The sequence below is a fragment of the Streptomyces sp. NBC_01166 genome, from assembly GCF_045039765.1.
GTDB lineage: Bacteria > Actinomycetota > Actinomycetes > Streptomycetales > Streptomycetaceae > Streptomyces.
Genome location: NZ_CP108613.1, coordinates 2,637,785 through 2,651,337 on the forward strand (window position 1 = coordinate 2,637,785; position 13,553 = coordinate 2,651,337).

Below are 13,553 nucleotides of genomic sequence, written 5' to 3' on the forward strand. Positions count from 1 at the left end.
ATCCCGTCCGCCTTCGACCCACACACCGTGGAGCGGTCGTGGTTCAGGGCGTCAAGGTGGAGCGCGCCACTGTACGAACGACCTTGACGCCCTGGGCCGCGACTGCTCGGCTCTGCCTGGGTCGAAGGTGGTCGGGATGGGAACCCACAACGCTCACCACGAATCCGCCGGCACTCGCGAACGGCGCCCTCGCCATCCCGGTGCCGTAGCGCCCCCGCCGGAGGCATGTCTTGAAGCCGCGGGCTTTGGTCTCGACTCATGCCCAGCGGGCCTACCAACACGTGGGCGCGCGTCGGCGGCGGCAGCGCCGAGCGGGCCGAAGGCAGGAGCGCGGGCGCAGCCAGAGCCGGGAAGCGCGCCCGGCGGAGCGGAGCGCAGCCGGGTGCCTTGATGAAGTAGAGAAAGTCTTACCGCGCAGCGTCCTGGGGCGCATCGTCGCGTTCGGCGCGGAACTCGTCCAAGAGGCCGAAGAACATGTCCAGGGGCGCAATGCCCGCTGCTTCGGCTGCCCGTTCGATCTCGATTGCCCAGCCCAGGGAGCTTTCGTAGCCGAGACGTAGTCGCGGCCAGAGCCACTCGTTGAACGGCCCGCCGGGCTCGAAGTCCGTCGTCGACGGAAGCCCATGGATCTCGCATGCGACGCGGTACCCGTACAGAATCGAAGCGAGGTCAGTGATGGATCGGCCCCGCACGTACATGCCTGGCCGGAGACGCACTTCGTCAAGGTAGTCGTGCAGATCCTTCAACTCGGACAAGGGCCTTGGCCTGGGGATTTTGGCACTGCTGGTCATGCCGATGTCTCCAGAAATCGTTGGCCGTCGTGGCTCCGCACGTGGGGGCCGGCCCCGTCCAGGGCATCGAGTAGGCGGATCGCGTAGACCTCGGTCATGCGCTCGGTGATCTGCTCCGGCGTGAGCCAGTCAACCGCGGTGGACTCGGATGACGTGCGCTCGGTGCCCCCGGAAGGCTTGCAACGAAAGACCATGGCGACGACGCCCCTGGTGGTGTTCTTGTAGACCCCGGTGAGCTCGTCGACCTCGACGTGGATGCCGGTCTCTTCCCAGACCTCGCGGCTGACGCCCTGCTCCGGGGACTCCTCCAGCTCCAGCACCCCGCCCGGCAGCTCCCATGTCCCGTTGTCCGCGCGGCGGATCGCCAGGAGTCGGCCGTCCTCGCGCACGACAGCCCCCGCCACGGACACACTGTGCTTCGGCGTTGACGGGGCTTCTTGGGCGCTGTTACTCATGTACAGGAGCATAGGAGAGTGAGTAGGTCGATGGGAACAGCAGTAGGAGGTGGCAGGGCCGTACCTCGGTACGTTCAGATCGCCGACGAGATCGTTCAGCAGATCCGGGCAGGTGTCCTCAAGCCTGGTGACATGGTGCCGAGTGAGTCCGAGTTGGTCGACCGCTACGGCGTATCCGGCGGCACGATCCGCAAGGCCATGGTGGAGGTCCGCGCGAGCGGCTTGGTCGAGACCCGGCACGGCAAGGGGTCCTCGGTAAAGGCTCGGCCCCCGGTACGTCATCGGTCTTCGGACCGGTTCCGGCGCTCGCACCGCAAGGGTGGCAAGGCCGCGTACCTCGCGGAGTCGGAGCAGGCTGGCGCGACCGCCAAGGTAAGCGTGTTGTTCATCGGGCCGGCCGACGCGCCCGACGACGTCGCGGAACGCCTCGGCGTGGACCCCGGAGCCAAGGTGCTGGCCCGCCGCCGCCTCTACTTCCGCAACGGCACCCCGGTCGAGACTGCTACGTCCTACCTGCCGTGGGACGTCGTGAAGGACATCCCGGAGCTGTTCTCCGAGAACCCCGGCCCCGGTGGGATCTATGCCCGACTTGAAGACGACGGCCATGTCTTCGCGGAGTTCGTCGAGACTCTCCAGGCGCGGCCGGCCTCGAAGGCGGAGTCTTCCGAGCTCGCGTTGAGCCCCGGCTCTCCCGTCGTTCACCTCATCCGAGATGCCGTGACCGAAGAAGGCCGTGTGGTCGAGGTCTGCGACACCCTCATGGCCGCTGACCAGTTCGTCTTCAGCTACAGGATCCCCGCTACCGACTGACGCACAATCAACTCACCTCAGCCCGCTGCGATTTCTTCTTCGTAGCGGGTTGACTCATGTACAGGAGTGCTGCACTCTTCTTCATGTCACTCATGTACATGAGTGACGGAGTTGGGCACCTACAGAGGAGTGATCTGCTGTGCGTCAGATTCCCGTCGACACCACGAACGCGACCGTGATGGTCGCCAAGGCTCCGCAGCCGAAGGTCAAGGACCGCCGTACCGGTGAGATCGCGCTCGATAAGGACGGCGTGACGCTGATGACGGTGGAGGTCATGTTCTCCACGCCGGACGAGGTGGAGATCCTCAAGCTCACCGTTCCCCAGCCGGGCGTCTCCGATGACCTGGCCATGGGCACCCCGGTAGCGCTGACGGGCCTGGTCGCCTCGGCGTGGGAGAACGAGTTCAACGGGCAGAAGCGGCACGGGATCGCGTTCCGCGCGGTCGCTGTCACCTCGCTCGCCGCCGCTGCATCGAACTCGAAGGCGGCCTGAGCGTGACCGGCTTCACGGTCGCCCTGGTGCTGGTTGTCGCTACCGCAGTGATCCTGCGGTGGCGGCGCCCCGCCTGGTACTGGTTGGTCTTCGGCGCGGCCCTCGCCGCTGCGCGGGTCTTGGTCCGCTACGTCTCCGTGATGGACGCGTGCGGACTGACCGTCCCGCCTTCCCGCTGGCGCCTGGCGTTAGCCCGGATGACCAACCGGCCCGTGCCGGAGTCCCGCGCCCCGCGCATCCTGCGCGTCCACCCCACCCGCACCGGCCTGGTGCTCCGCCTCAAGCTCCGCCCGGGACAGGATGCCTTCGACGTCTCCGCTGCCTCGGACCGGCTGCGGCACTCGTTCGGTATGTACGGCGTGACCTCCCGCGAACTGCGCTCCGGCGTCGTCGAAGTGCGGATGACCGGCTACGACGTCCTCAAGCGGGTGCAGATGCCTGCGAAGACCGACTCGGCACCGATGCGGGTCCCGGTCGCCCTGCGTGAGGACGGTGCTGTCCACTACCGCGACTACCGTGCCGTGCCGCACGGGCTCACCCTCGGCGCCACCGAGTCGGGGAAGTCTGTCTACCAGCGCAACCTGGTGGCCGGCCTCGCACCGATGGACGTCGCGCTGGTCGGGATCGACTGCAAGCAGGGCGTCGAGCTCTTCCCGCTGGCCCGCCGGTTCTCCGCGCTCGCCGACAATCCCGACACCGCCTTGGAGCTCCTCGATGCGCTCGTCACGCACATGGAGGACGTCTACCAACTGATCCGGGCTGAACAGCGGATCACGGTGAACGTGCCGGATGCGGAAATCGCCGCTGACATCTGGGACCTGCCCGAACACCTGCGGCCGGTGCCGGTCGTGGTCCTGGTGGACGAGGTCGCCGAACTCGCTCTCTTCGCCACGAAGGACGAGGAGAAGCGCCGGGACCGGATCATCACTGCGCTCGTTCGGCTCGCCCAGCTCGGCCGGGCTGCCGGGATCTACCTGGAGATCTGCGGGCAGCGCTTCGGCTCCGAACTCGGCAAGGGCATCACCATGCTCCGCGCCCAGCTCACCGGCCGCACCGCACACCGGGTCAATGACGAGTCCTCGGCCAACATGGCCTTCGGCGACATCGCCCCAGACGCCGTCCTCGCCGCTATCCAGATTCCCACCGAGACGCCCGGCATCGCCGTCACCGGTGATTCCTCCGGCGGCTGGGCCCGCATCCGCGCCCCGCACACCTCGCTGCGTACGGCCGTGAACGTCTGCAACCGGTACGCCGACCGCACCCCGGACCTGCCCGTCCTCGCAGGCTTCCGCCCTGCCGTCGGTTCCCTGGCTCCGGCCTTTGAGCCGCTCACCAAGGCTGCCCCCGCGACGGCCTGACTCCTCCCGCATCCCGGTCGGCGTGACCGCATCGCGCCAGGTCCCTACCCGCTCCATGCCTCAAGGAAGGGAGAGCGACTCCCATGTGTGAGCACATCGAGGACTTCCACCGCACCGTCCTGATGCTCGGCGCCCTGGCCCTGTACGCCGAGATCCCCGGCGCCGACAACGACTTCATCGACACAATCGGCCAGTCCCTGGCCGTATCGCTCCCGGAGCCCCCGCCGGGCATGTTCCCGCCCGGCTACGACCCCATCGGCGACACCGACCACCCCGGGAGCGTCTGATGGCCCGCCCCGCCTTCCGGGTGGATGCCGTCCTGGTCCAGGCCGTCATCGCCGGTGCCCTGTCCTTCGCCCACCTGCACGACCTCGCCGCCGCCGCTGGCCAGGACGGCTGGAAAGCCTGGGCCTACCCGATCAGCGTTGATCTGCTCCTGGTAGCTGCCTGGCGTCGCCTGCGCAGTGAGGGCCCCTCCCGGCTGGCCTGGTGCTGGTTCCTCATCGCGCTGTTCGCCTCGCTCGGTGCCAACGTGGCCACCGCCGGATTCCTCGACCTCGCCCACCCGCCGGCCTGGCTGCGGTTCGGCATCGCGGGATGGCCTGCCCTCGCCTTCCTCGGCGGCACCCTCCTCGCCCACTCCCACACAACCGAGGAGCCGGAGCCCGAGCCGGTTCCGCCGGCGCCCGCAGCCCCGGAGCCCACTCCGGAAGTCGAGCTGGAGGCCGCCCCCGATCCTCGACCGGAGCCCGAGCCCATCGCCGCGGCTGCCGAGGACATCCCGGCGCTCGCCCCCGCTCCCGTCGCTCCGGCTGGTCCGTCGGTCCCGGCCGCGCTGGTCGACCATGCCCGCAAGCTCGCCGACGACCACCACGCCCGCACCGGGGCCCGGATCGACACCGACACCCTGCGCGCCCGCCTCGGCGTCCCGCCGGAGCTCGCCAAGACCATCGCCGCCCAACTCGCCTGACCAGAAGGGAGAACCGTTGCCATGCCCGCTCGTGACCACTTCCACTCCGTGATGCGGATCGGCCCCGTGCAGATCGGCACCCACCGCGACCGCCACGGCCACACCAAACACGCCGCCGTCTGCAGCGCTGACCGCTGCGGCTGGTCCGCCGACTACTCCAGCCAGAGCGCCGCCCAGCTCGCCTCCCGCACCCACCGCTGCACCGCCCGATAGGAGACCGACCCGTGGATGTCCCGCTCTGGCTCGCCCTGATCGTCGTCGGCGCTCTCGGCATCAAGCTCATCCGCCCGCCGCTGTGGCTGGTCGCCGTCCTGCTCCTGGGCGGCTACCTCCTGGCGGACAGCTTCCTCGCTCCCGCCATCGACAGCGTCACCAAGTAACCGTCCGCGAAGGGAGATCCACCATGTTCAAGCCCAAGGTCCCCACCATGCCTCAGCCCACCGGCCTCATCACCCCGCCGGCCGTCGTCGAGCCGACCGCCGTAGTTCAGCACATCCCGCAGAGCTCCACGCCGCTGGCTGCCCAGCCCACTACGAATCGGCCGACCGTCCAGCTCACGCCCGGCTCCGTCCTCGCCCTCGTGGGTGGTGGGGCGGCTGTCGTCCTGGTCGTCGGCGCGGTCCTGGTCTCGATGCTCCTCGCGGTCGCCATCACCGGCGCATCCGTCGCCATCTGCGCCCTGGTCATCCGCTCGCTCATCGCCTCCGACAACCAGCACCGCTGACCGGCCTCCGGGCGGTGCCACAAGCCGCCAAGCATCGCCACTGCCCGGACGGCCCACGCACTCCCTTCCAACCGCATCGAAGGAGAACCGTGGACACGCAAGCGCTCGCCCTCGCCTTACCGCTCATCGGCTGGGCCTCCCACACCGCCCTGCTCACCCACCGGCTCGCCACCGCCCGCCGGGACCCGCTCACCGGCCTGCGCACCCGCGCCGGATGGACCGCCCTCGCCGAGCGCATCATCCGCCGGCACCGGGACGCCATGGTCCTGCTGCTCGACCTCGACGACTTCAAGAACCTCAACGACTCCCACGGCCACGCCGCCGGGGACTTCGCCCTGGTCGTCACCGCCGAACGCCTCGCCGCCTGGTGCGGCCTCCACGGCATCGCCGGACGCCTCGGCGGAGACGAATTCGTCGCCATCGCCCGCCAGGCCCCCGACCTGGACCTGGAGAGCCTCCACCGCGCCCTGAACCAGCCGGTGGCCTACGCCGGGCGTCGGCTCCCGGTCTCCGTATCGGTCGGCTCCTGCCACGTGAAAGACCTGCCGGTCCGCAGCCTCTCCGACGCGCTCGCCACCGCCGACAGCGCGATGTACGCGGCCAAGGGAACGTCCGGCCGACGCGGCCCCCGCACGCTCAACCGCTGATCTCAGCGCTCTGACCGGCCTCCGGACGGCGCACAAGCCGCCAAGCATCGCCGCCGCCCGGACGGTCCGGCCCCTTCCAACCGCAATCGAAAGGACCACCATCATGGCCCAGCGCAGCCCTGCCCCGACGCGTATCTGCCCGGACTGCGACGGCTTCCCCGCCGTCGCCATCGACACCGGCACCCTCCTCGAGGACGGCACCCGCGCCACCCTCAAGGTCGCCTGCCGCCGCTGCCACGGCACCGGTACGACCCGCACCGCGGCTCCGGCCCCGGTCGTCCAGCGGGAGCACGCGTGACGGACACGATCCTTACGGGTCTGGACCCGGCCACCCTCGGCGACCTGCTGCGGGTGGCCGGGTCCACCGGCTTCGACCGTTGGCAGGACCAGATCCGCCGCACCGGCGGCTGCTCCAACCCCATCCACCTCTCCGGCTGGACCCTCACCAAGGACAAGACCACCGGCCAGACCCTGCACCGCTACTCCACCGAAACCGAGCCCGGAGGACGGCTCCGCGTCGCCTGCGGCAACCGCCGCGCCTCCCGCTGCCCGGCGTGCGCCTGGACCTACTCCGCCGACACCTACCACCTGATCCGCGCCGGACTCGCGGGCGACCAGGACAAGGACGTCCCCACCACCGTCCGCGACCACCCCCGCGTCTTCGCCACGCTCACCGCCCCGTCCTTCGGCCCGGTCCACAACCGCCCCGACACCGGCCGTTGCCGCTGCAGCACCACCCACGGCATCGACGACGGCGCCCTCGGTACGCCGCTCGACCCGGACTCCTACGACTACGCGGGGGCGGTCCTCTTCAACAACCACGCCGGGAATCTGTGGCAGCGCTTCACCAACCGGCTCCGCCGAGAGATCGCGGCCCGCGCCGGGCTCACCCAACGCGAACTCAAGGAAACCGCACGCGTCTCGTACGGCAAGGTCGCCGAGTTCCAAAAGCGCGGCGCCGTCCACTTCCACGCCGTCATACGCCTCGACGGCCCCGACGGAGCCGACAGCCCGCCACCCTCCTGGGCCTCCGTGCAGCTGCTCGACGACTCCATCCGCGCCGCCGTCGCGCACTCGTACACGACCATCACCGTCCCGGCCGCCGCCGGCCAACCCACCCGCGAACTGCGCTGGGGCACCCAGCTCGACATCCGCCCCATCCGCGCCTTCGACGCCGGGACCGACATCACCGAACAGGCCGTCGCCTCCTACGTCGCCAAGTACGCCACCAAAGCCGCCGAGACGACCGGCACCATCGACCGCCGCGTCGGCAACCGCGAGGCCCTGGTCCTCCTCGACGTACCCGACCACCCGCGCCGCCTCATCGAAGCCTGCTTCGACCTCGACCCGCTCTACCCCGACCGGCGACTACTGGCCTGGGCTCACATGCTCGGCTTTCGCGGCCACTTCTCCTCCAAGTCCCGCCGCTACTCGACCACCCTCGGCACACTCCGCCAGGCCCGCGCCGACTACCGCGCCGCCCAACAGCGCGAAGAACTCGGCCTGCCCGACCCCGACCAGGACCCAACCGTCCTCGTCCTCACGGACTGGCAGTACGCCGGACAGGGCCACAGCCCCGGCGAATCGATCCTCGCCGCCTCGATCGCCAGAGACCTGCAACTCAACCGCGACATCGCACGTGAAGCCCTCGCCCTGGAAGGAGACATGGCCGTATGACTGACCGACTGCTCACGGTGGAGGAGTCCGCGCAACTCCTCGGTACAACCGCTCGCTTTCCTCGGCGCCTGATCGCCGAACGGCGGATCGTGTTCGTGAAGGTGGGGCGCCATGTCCGCATCCCTGAGAGCGCGTTGGCTGACTTCATCTCGGCCAACACCGTCCAGCCCATCGTCACAAGCCGGCGGCGGTTCGGGGCGGTGGCCTAATGGCAAACCAGAGAGGGAAGCGTCGCCGGTTCGGTTCGGTCCGCAAGCTGCCATCCGGCCGCTTTCAGGCCCGGTATCCCGGCCCGGATGGTCTGATGCGTTCGGCGCCGGAGACCTTCCCCACTCAGACCGATGCTGATCGGTGGCTCGTCCGCAAGGAAGCGGAGATCCTCGACGGCCGGTGGAAGAACCCGGACGACAAGGTCCTCTTCGGGGTCTACGCCGACGCCTGGTTCAAGGAGCGCGACTATGCGGCCACCACCCGCGAACGCAACGGCAGCGCCCTACGTCTCCACGTCCTGCCTACCTTCGCGAACGTGGTCCTGAGCGAGATCACCACACCGCAGATCCGCCGCTGGCGCGCCTGCCTCCTGGAGTCCGGTGTCGGTGAGCCGACGGTAGCCAAGGCGTATCAGATCCTCCGCGCCATCATGAACACCGCGGTCGATGACGAGGTGATCCAGCGCAACCCCTGCCGTATCAAGGGCGCTGGGGCGGCCAAGACAGCAGAGCGGCCTTTCCTCGATGTCACCGAGGTCTTCCAGCTCGCCGACGCTGTGCCCTCGCGCTTCCGGGTGTTCATCCTCCTGGCGGCCTTCACCGGCCTCCGCTTCGGAGAGCTCGCCGCGCTCCAGCGCCATGACGTCGACCTCGAACGGCGAACCGTCGCAGTACGGCGTGCCCTGGCCGAGACCCGCTCGGACGGCATCCTGGTGAAGGCGCCCAAGAGCGCGGCCGGTGTGCGTACCGTCGCCTTCCCAGCCTCGCTGACGGAGAGCCTGGCTGCGCACCTCGCGGCCTACGCCGAGCCGGGTCGAACCGGGCTGCTCTTCACGGGAGCGAGGGGCGGACAGCTTCGCCGGAACAACTTCCGCCGTCTGTGGCTGCGGGCGCTGGAGACGACCGGTCTGGGAGACGTCCACTTCCACGATCTGCGCCACACCGGGAACACCCTCGCCGCGACCGGCGGTGCGACCACCCGTGAGCTGATGCAGCGGATGGGCCACTCGTCGGTGCGTGCCGCGCTGATCTACCAGCACCTGGTGAACGGCCGTGACCACGCGATCGCCGCTCACGTCGACGAGCAGATCAGGAAGGTCCGGCCGGCGGAGTCCGACGGGGCATGTGGCACGTAAGTGGCACGACGCCTCTCCCCCGCCCCCGCGGCTGAGAAACGAACAAGGCCCAGGCTCCCGGTTCTGCACCGGTGACCTGGGCCTTCGTCGTGCTTCCTGCTGGTGGGCGCGGACGGTTTCGAACCGCCGACATCTGCTTTGTAAGAGCAGCGCTCTACCCCTGAGCTACGCACCCGTGGATGAGGCAACAGGTTACATGGCCCACGCCCCCCGGCGGCAATCCGGTTCCTGCCGGGCACGGCCGGGGCCCCCGGACCCCGCGTACGGGGGTTACCCCCACCCCCGAGACGGTAGCCGTCCGGATCGTCGTGGGGGTGCGCCCGTACATACGGTGTAGCCACATCGCCGGCGCTCTCAGGGGGACCCGACACCATGACCATCCGTACACGACGCACCGACGCACTCGTGGCCGCCGCCGGGACCGTGCTCCTCGTGGCCGCGCTCAGTGGCTGTGGGAGTGCGGATGCGGAGGACGCCGCCGCAGAGCACAAGTCGTTCGCCTTCGGTGGGGACTCACTCACCATCGACGCCGAGAACTCGACCCTGGAGCTCGTGCCCGCCGACGTGGAGCAGATCGAGGTCACCCGCCGGGTCGACGGGTGGGTCATGCTGGGCAGTGGGCCGGATCCCGTGTGGAAGCTAGAGGGGGACGAGTTGCGGCTCGAGGTGAAGTGCCGGGCCGTGATCAGCAACTGCGAGGCGCACCATGAGGTGAAGGTGCCCCGCGGCCTGGCCCTGACCGTGCAGGGGGACAACGGGAAGGTCACCGCGGCCGGCTTCAGTGCCCCGCTCAAGATCTCCGCCGACAACGGCGGTGTCGACGTGCGTGACATCTCCGGGCCGCTGGAGCTGCACTCCGACAACGGCTCCGTCGAGGCCGAGCGCGTCTCGGGGAGTTCGGTGATCGCCCGCTCGGACAACGGGTCGGTGCGCATCGGGTTCACCCGGGTTCCGACCCTGGTGGACACGGTGAGTGACAACGGGAGCATCTCCATCGACCTGCCGGCCGGGAAGAGCGCGTACGCGGTGTCCGCCGAGGCCGACAACGGTGACGTCTCCGTCAAGGTGCCCCGCAGCGAAAGCAGCGAGCACGTGGTGAAGGCGCGCAGCGACAACGGTGAAGTCACCGTCCGAAGTGCGAACTAACCGGCCCGTGCGTTCGTCCTAACTGGTGCGAGAATGAACCGGGCAGGGCGAATCGGCACGGGAGAGGGATGTGACGGCGACACACACGCGGCCGCAGCCGAAAGCGAGTGTTGGTTCCGCCGTCAGGGACGTCCTGGTGCTGATGCTGCTGCCGGTCCCCCTGGTCGTCGCGGCGCTGCCCGGCGCCTTCGCCGGCGGGGGTACGCGCCGTTGGTTCGGGGGGCGGGGGGAGAATCAGCGCGCCGACGCGCAGGCGGCGAAGGACGCGGCGGCTGCCGCTTTCTACGAGCTGGACACCGCTCAGCGCGATCTGCGGATCTCGATCGAGACGATCACCGCCGTGGACAGTTCGCCCCGCGCCCGCAAGGCCGCGGACGACTTCGCGGCGCTGGGCCGGCGGATCGACGAGGTCAGCCACGAGTACATCACCGCGGTCGACGCCCATGACCTCGACCGGGACGATCTGGAGCCTTCGGCGGCGGCCGGTGCGCGCACCCAGCTGACCCGGGCCAAGGACGATCTCGTGCGGGTGAAGGGTGAGCTCGACCGGTTCGCCCAGGGGCTCGGGACGCTGCTCAGCAGCGTGGAGACCCAGCTCGCCCGGCTCGCTCCCGCCGTGGAGCGGGGCCGCCAGGCCCTGCTCGCCGCGAGCAACGCGCTGGACGCGGTGCGCGCGTCAGGGCTGCGGGCGGACGATCTCGCGGCCCGGCTCGCGGCCCTCGCCCCGGAGCTGACCAAGCTCAACCAGGGCGCGGGACAGCACGGTGTGGCGGAGACCCTGCAGCGTGCGGACAAGGTGCTGCGGGACGCCGAGGCGATCCGTGCGGAGGCGGACCAGCTTCCCGAGCGGGCCGCCGAGATCGACCGCAGGCTGGTGTCGCTGCGCACCCGGGCCCAGGCGCTGACCACGCGCGCCGGGCAGGTCGAGCCGGTGCTCAGCGAGCTGCGGCGGCGCTTCTCGGCGGCCTGCTGGCAGGACCTGCAGCCGGTTCCCGAGCAAGCGGCGGTCAATGTCCGGCAGGCGGAGGCGAAGCTGGCAGAGGCCGCCGAGGCGCGGTCCGAGCAGCGCTGGCCGGATGCGACGTCCCGGCTGAGTACGGTCCGGGCGCTGCTCAACGCGACCGACGAGGCGGTGTCCGCCGCCGGGGACCGGCTGCAGCGGCTCGACGCGGTGGCGAAGAATCCTCAGGCGGAGATCGACCGGACCCGGTTCGCGATCCGGGACGCCCAGCGACTCGCCATGGCCGGGCGCAACACGCCCGACCCGCGTCACGCCCGCCCGCTGGACGACGCCGTGGCGCGGCTGGAGCGGGCGATCGAGGGGCTGGACGGGCGCCACCCCGACTACTGGCACTTCCTCACGGAGACCGAGGCCGTGCGGCAGACGGCGACCCGTGTGGTCTCCGCGATCCGCGAGGAGCTGGGCGGCGGCACCTGAGCGCGCCCTGGGCCGCGGACAGGGGCTGAGTTGTCCCAGGCCGCCCGTGGGACGATCCTGGAGGTACGCAGCGGCTTCCGCTGAGGCGTCCCTGGCCGCCCACGGCCGAAGGAGGCCGTCATGGCCACTCACGTCCTGCATCCCACGCGCCGGCCCGGCAAGCCCGTCCGCCGCAAGGCCGTCCTCGACGACCACCTGCCCGTCGACCACCGCCTCAGCCGGGTCTACCGGGTGGGGGCGGGCCTGATGGGCCTGCTGCTCGTCGCCTTCGGGATCCTGGGGCTCATCGACCGTATCGGCTTCTTCGACACGGGCGGCGACACGGTGGCGGGCCTCAACACCAACGGTGCGCTGAGCATCCTGTCCATCTGTGTCGGGCTGCTGCTCTTCGTCGGCATGGTCATCGGCGGGAACTTCGCGTCGACGCTGAACATGGTCCTCGGCATCGCCTTCATCCTCAGCGGGTTCGTGAATCTGGCACTGCTGGACACCGGGATGAACTTCCTCGCCTTCCGCATGCAGAACGTGCTGTTCAGCTTCGTGGTCGGGCTGCTGCTGATGATGTTCGGCATGTACGGAAGGGTCACCGGCGGGCTGCCTCACGACAATCCGTACTGGCGCGCCCGCCACCCCGAGCAGGTCGCGAGGGAGGAACGCCGCCCCCGCGCCCCGATGCCCGAGGTGGCGAAGGGGAAGAGGCTCTAATCTGGGTCCATGCCTCGTTACGAGTACCGCTGCCGCCCCTGCGGCGAGACGTTCGAACTCAGCCGCCCGATGGCCGAGTCATCCGATCCCGCCTCCTGCCCCGCCGGGCACGAGGACACCGTGAAGCTGCTCTCCACCGTGGCGGTCGGCGGCGGTTCGGCCTCGTCCGCGCCCGCTGCCGCCCCCGCAGGAGGCGGCGGTGGCGGTTGCTGCGGCGGGGGTTGCTGCGGCTGACCCCCACCGGCTGACACCCCCACCGACTGAAACCCCCACCAGGGGGCCGCGCTACTTCTTGCGCGAGAGCGTCAGTCCGTCCGCCACCGTCAGCATGACGCTCTCCATCCGGTCGTCGGCGCGGACATGGTCGTTGAACCCCCTGATGGCGGCCGTGGCCCCGGTCGCCAGCGGGTCGGTGACGCCTCCGTGGAAGAGCACGTTGTCGGTGACGACGAGCCCGCCGGGGCGGATGCGCGGGACCAGCTCCTCCCAGTACGCGATGTAGCTGCCCTTGTCCGCGTCCAGGTAGGCCATGTCGATGTGCGGCTCGGCCGGCATCGCGCGCAGGGTGTCCACGGCGGGCGCGATCCGCAGGTCGATCCGGTCGGCGACGCCGGCCTTCTCCCAGGCCTCGCGGCCGTACGCCGTCCACTCCTCGGAGATGTCGCAGGCGATCAGCACGCCGTCCGCGGGCAGAGCCTGGGCCATCGACAGGGCCGAGAAGCCCGTGAAGGTGCCGACCTCCACGATGTGCCGGGCCCCCGTCAGCCCGACGAGGAAGGCGAGCAGCGGGCCCTGCTCCTGTGCGGACTGCATGCCCGCGTGGTCGGGCAGCTCGGCGTACGTGGTCTCCACGAGCTCGCGCTGCACCACGTCCAGCGGTGGGTTGTGGGCCAGTGTGTAGGCGTACAGCTCGTCGGTGATCTTGGTGTTGTTGCCTTTGGTCATGAGCGTCTCCTCCGGTCGGCGGCCCGACCAGCTTGCCGAAGATCGCTCG

20 protein-coding genes and 1 tRNA gene are annotated in these 13,553 nt (G+C 70.0%); 17 read left to right on the forward strand and 4 right to left on the reverse strand.

Translation table 11 applies throughout. From position 1 onward, the window contains the following. Window positions 1-407: 407 nt before the first annotated feature. Together OG379_RS12225 and OG379_RS12230 are read right to left on the reverse strand one after the other, a co-directional pair. On the reverse strand, window positions 408-791 hold the full coding sequence (locus tag OG379_RS12225; protein ID WP_405662030.1) for a hypothetical protein: 384 nt from the start codon (window positions 789-791) through the stop codon (window positions 408-410). Further along, complete coding sequence (locus OG379_RS12230) at window positions 788-1,258, reverse strand: NUDIX hydrolase (RefSeq protein ID WP_405662033.1); 471 nt, start codon at window positions 1,256-1,258, stop codon at window positions 788-790. Before OG379_RS12230 ends, OG379_RS12225 begins: the two co-directional genes overlap by 4 nt. 18 nt (window positions 1,259-1,276) lie before the next feature. On the opposite strand from OG379_RS12230, the gene OG379_RS12235 reads away from it, so the two are divergent. The 13 genes from OG379_RS12235 to OG379_RS12295 all read left to right on the forward strand — a co-directional run bounded on the left by OG379_RS12235 (window position 1,277) and on the right by OG379_RS12295 (window position 9,270). Continuing rightward, window positions 1,277-2,056, forward strand: a complete 780-nt coding sequence (locus OG379_RS12235; RefSeq protein WP_319353488.1) for a GntR family transcriptional regulator — start codon at window positions 1,277-1,279, stop codon at window positions 2,054-2,056. Between the two features lie 139 nt (window positions 2,057-2,195). After that, on the forward strand, window positions 2,196-2,549 hold the full coding sequence (locus OG379_RS12240) for a hypothetical protein (RefSeq protein WP_364619431.1): 354 nt from the start codon (window positions 2,196-2,198) through the stop codon (window positions 2,547-2,549). 2 nt (window positions 2,550-2,551) lie between these two features. Next, window positions 2,552-3,907, forward strand: a complete 1,356-nt coding sequence (locus OG379_RS12245; RefSeq protein WP_405662037.1) for an FtsK/SpoIIIE domain-containing protein — start codon at window positions 2,552-2,554, stop codon at window positions 3,905-3,907. Window positions 3,908-3,990: 83 nt separating this feature from the next. Then, window positions 3,991-4,194 carry a hypothetical protein gene (locus OG379_RS12250; protein ID WP_405662039.1) on the forward strand — a complete coding sequence of 68 codons (204 nt, stop codon included), beginning with the start codon at window positions 3,991-3,993 and terminating at the stop codon, window positions 4,192-4,194. Continuing rightward, window positions 4,194-4,877 carry a DUF2637 domain-containing protein gene (locus tag OG379_RS12255; protein ID WP_405662041.1) on the forward strand — a complete coding sequence of 228 codons (684 nt, stop codon included), beginning with the start codon at window positions 4,194-4,196 and terminating at the stop codon, window positions 4,875-4,877. Before OG379_RS12250 ends, OG379_RS12255 begins: the two co-directional genes overlap by 1 nt. A 21-nt stretch (window positions 4,878-4,898) precedes the next feature. Continuing rightward, a complete protein-coding gene (locus OG379_RS12260; RefSeq protein WP_405662043.1) occupies window positions 4,899-5,090 on the forward strand; it encodes a mobile element transfer protein in 192 nt (63 codons plus the stop codon). An 11-nt stretch (window positions 5,091-5,101) separates the two neighbouring features. Beyond that, on the forward strand, window positions 5,102-5,257 hold the full coding sequence (locus OG379_RS12265; protein WP_106972736.1) for a hypothetical protein: 156 nt from the start codon (window positions 5,102-5,104) through the stop codon (window positions 5,255-5,257). 23 nt (window positions 5,258-5,280) lie between these two features. Then, window positions 5,281-5,601 carry a SpdD-like protein gene (locus OG379_RS12270; RefSeq protein ID WP_405662045.1) on the forward strand — a complete coding sequence of 107 codons (321 nt, stop codon included), beginning with the start codon at window positions 5,281-5,283 and terminating at the stop codon, window positions 5,599-5,601. An 89-nt stretch (window positions 5,602-5,690) separates the two neighbouring features. Next, the gene (locus OG379_RS12275) at window positions 5,691-6,248 is read left to right on the forward strand and encodes a GGDEF domain-containing protein (protein WP_405662047.1); all 558 of its coding nucleotides are present in this window, start codon (window positions 5,691-5,693) and stop codon (window positions 6,246-6,248) included. A 103-nt stretch (window positions 6,249-6,351) separates the two neighbouring features. Then, window positions 6,352-6,546, forward strand: a complete 195-nt coding sequence (locus tag OG379_RS12280; RefSeq protein ID WP_405662049.1) for a hypothetical protein — start codon at window positions 6,352-6,354, stop codon at window positions 6,544-6,546. Next, window positions 6,543-7,925, forward strand: a complete 1,383-nt coding sequence (repSA, locus tag OG379_RS12285; protein WP_405662051.1) for a replication initiator protein RepSA — start codon at window positions 6,543-6,545, stop codon at window positions 7,923-7,925. Before OG379_RS12280 ends, repSA begins: the two co-directional genes overlap by 4 nt. Further along, window positions 7,922-8,134, forward strand: coding sequence for an excisionase family DNA-binding protein (locus OG379_RS12290; RefSeq protein WP_307515600.1), 213 nt, complete (start codon window positions 7,922-7,924; stop codon window positions 8,132-8,134). Before repSA ends, OG379_RS12290 begins: the two co-directional genes overlap by 4 nt. After that, a complete protein-coding gene (locus OG379_RS12295) occupies window positions 8,134-9,270 on the forward strand; it encodes a tyrosine-type recombinase/integrase (protein ID WP_405662053.1) in 1,137 nt (378 codons plus the stop codon). Before OG379_RS12290 ends, OG379_RS12295 begins: the two co-directional genes overlap by 1 nt. Window positions 9,271-9,370: 100 nt before the next feature. Here the strand turns inward: OG379_RS12295 and OG379_RS12300 are convergent. Beyond that, a tRNA-Val gene (locus tag OG379_RS12300) sits at window positions 9,371-9,445 on the reverse strand. Window positions 9,446-9,642: 197 nt separating this feature from the next. Here OG379_RS12300 and OG379_RS12305 point away from each other — a divergent pair. The 4 genes from OG379_RS12305 (at window position 9,643) to OG379_RS12320 (ending at window position 12,793) form a co-directional block, all read left to right on the forward strand. After that, window positions 9,643-10,416 carry a DUF4097 family beta strand repeat-containing protein gene (locus tag OG379_RS12305; protein WP_405662055.1) on the forward strand — a complete coding sequence of 258 codons (774 nt, stop codon included), beginning with the start codon at window positions 9,643-9,645 and terminating at the stop codon, window positions 10,414-10,416. Window positions 10,417-10,486: 70 nt separating this feature from the next. After that, entirely contained in the window at window positions 10,487-11,854 is a 1,368-nt protein-coding gene (locus tag OG379_RS12310) for a hypothetical protein (protein WP_405662058.1), read from the forward strand. A gap of 120 nt (window positions 11,855-11,974) precedes the next feature. Next, entirely contained in the window at window positions 11,975-12,559 is a 585-nt protein-coding gene (locus OG379_RS12315; RefSeq protein ID WP_405662060.1) for a DUF4383 domain-containing protein, read from the forward strand. Window positions 12,560-12,568: 9 nt separating this feature from the next. Then, on the forward strand, window positions 12,569-12,793 hold the full coding sequence (locus OG379_RS12320) for a zinc ribbon domain-containing protein (protein ID WP_393761629.1): 225 nt from the start codon (window positions 12,569-12,571) through the stop codon (window positions 12,791-12,793). A 51-nt stretch (window positions 12,794-12,844) separates the two neighbouring features. On the opposite strand, the gene OG379_RS12325 is transcribed toward OG379_RS12320, so the two are convergent. After that, window positions 12,845-13,504, reverse strand: a complete 660-nt coding sequence (locus OG379_RS12325) for an O-methyltransferase (protein WP_405662063.1) — start codon at window positions 13,502-13,504, stop codon at window positions 12,845-12,847. Between the last annotated feature and the right edge of the window lie 49 nt (window positions 13,505-13,553).

Excerpts from the sequence above, each read along its gene's own strand:
- OG379_RS12260 (WP_405662043.1), top strand. The coding sequence starts at position 4,899 with ATGCCCGCTCGTGACCACTTCCACTCCGTGATGCGGATCGGCCCCGTG.
- OG379_RS12255 (WP_405662041.1), top strand. The coding sequence starts at position 4,194 with ATGGCCCGCCCCGCCTTCCGGGTGGATGCCGTCCTGGTCCAGGCCGTC.
- OG379_RS12315 (WP_405662060.1), top strand. The coding sequence starts at position 11,975 with ATGGCCACTCACGTCCTGCATCCCACGCGCCGGCCCGGCAAGCCCGTC.
- OG379_RS12290 (WP_307515600.1), top strand. The coding sequence starts at position 7,922 with ATGACTGACCGACTGCTCACGGTGGAGGAGTCCGCGCAACTCCTCGGT.
- OG379_RS12270 (WP_405662045.1), top strand. The coding sequence starts at position 5,281 with ATGTTCAAGCCCAAGGTCCCCACCATGCCTCAGCCCACCGGCCTCATC.
- OG379_RS12280 (WP_405662049.1), top strand. The coding sequence starts at position 6,352 with ATGGCCCAGCGCAGCCCTGCCCCGACGCGTATCTGCCCGGACTGCGAC.
- OG379_RS12325 (WP_405662063.1), bottom strand. The coding sequence starts at position 13,504 with ATGACCAAAGGCAACAACACCAAGATCACCGACGAGCTGTACGCCTAC.
- OG379_RS12250 (WP_405662039.1), top strand. The coding sequence starts at position 3,991 with ATGTGTGAGCACATCGAGGACTTCCACCGCACCGTCCTGATGCTCGGC.
- OG379_RS12230 (WP_405662033.1), bottom strand. The coding sequence starts at position 1,258 with ATGCTCCTGTACATGAGTAACAGCGCCCAAGAAGCCCCGTCAACGCCG.
- OG379_RS12235 (WP_319353488.1), top strand. The coding sequence starts at position 1,277 with ATGGGAACAGCAGTAGGAGGTGGCAGGGCCGTACCTCGGTACGTTCAG.
- OG379_RS12305 (WP_405662055.1), top strand. The coding sequence starts at position 9,643 with ATGACCATCCGTACACGACGCACCGACGCACTCGTGGCCGCCGCCGGG.
- OG379_RS12225 (WP_405662030.1), bottom strand. The coding sequence starts at position 791 with ATGACCAGCAGTGCCAAAATCCCCAGGCCAAGGCCCTTGTCCGAGTTG.
- OG379_RS12320 (WP_393761629.1), top strand. The coding sequence starts at position 12,569 with ATGCCTCGTTACGAGTACCGCTGCCGCCCCTGCGGCGAGACGTTCGAA.
- OG379_RS12295 (WP_405662053.1), top strand. The coding sequence starts at position 8,134 with ATGGCAAACCAGAGAGGGAAGCGTCGCCGGTTCGGTTCGGTCCGCAAG.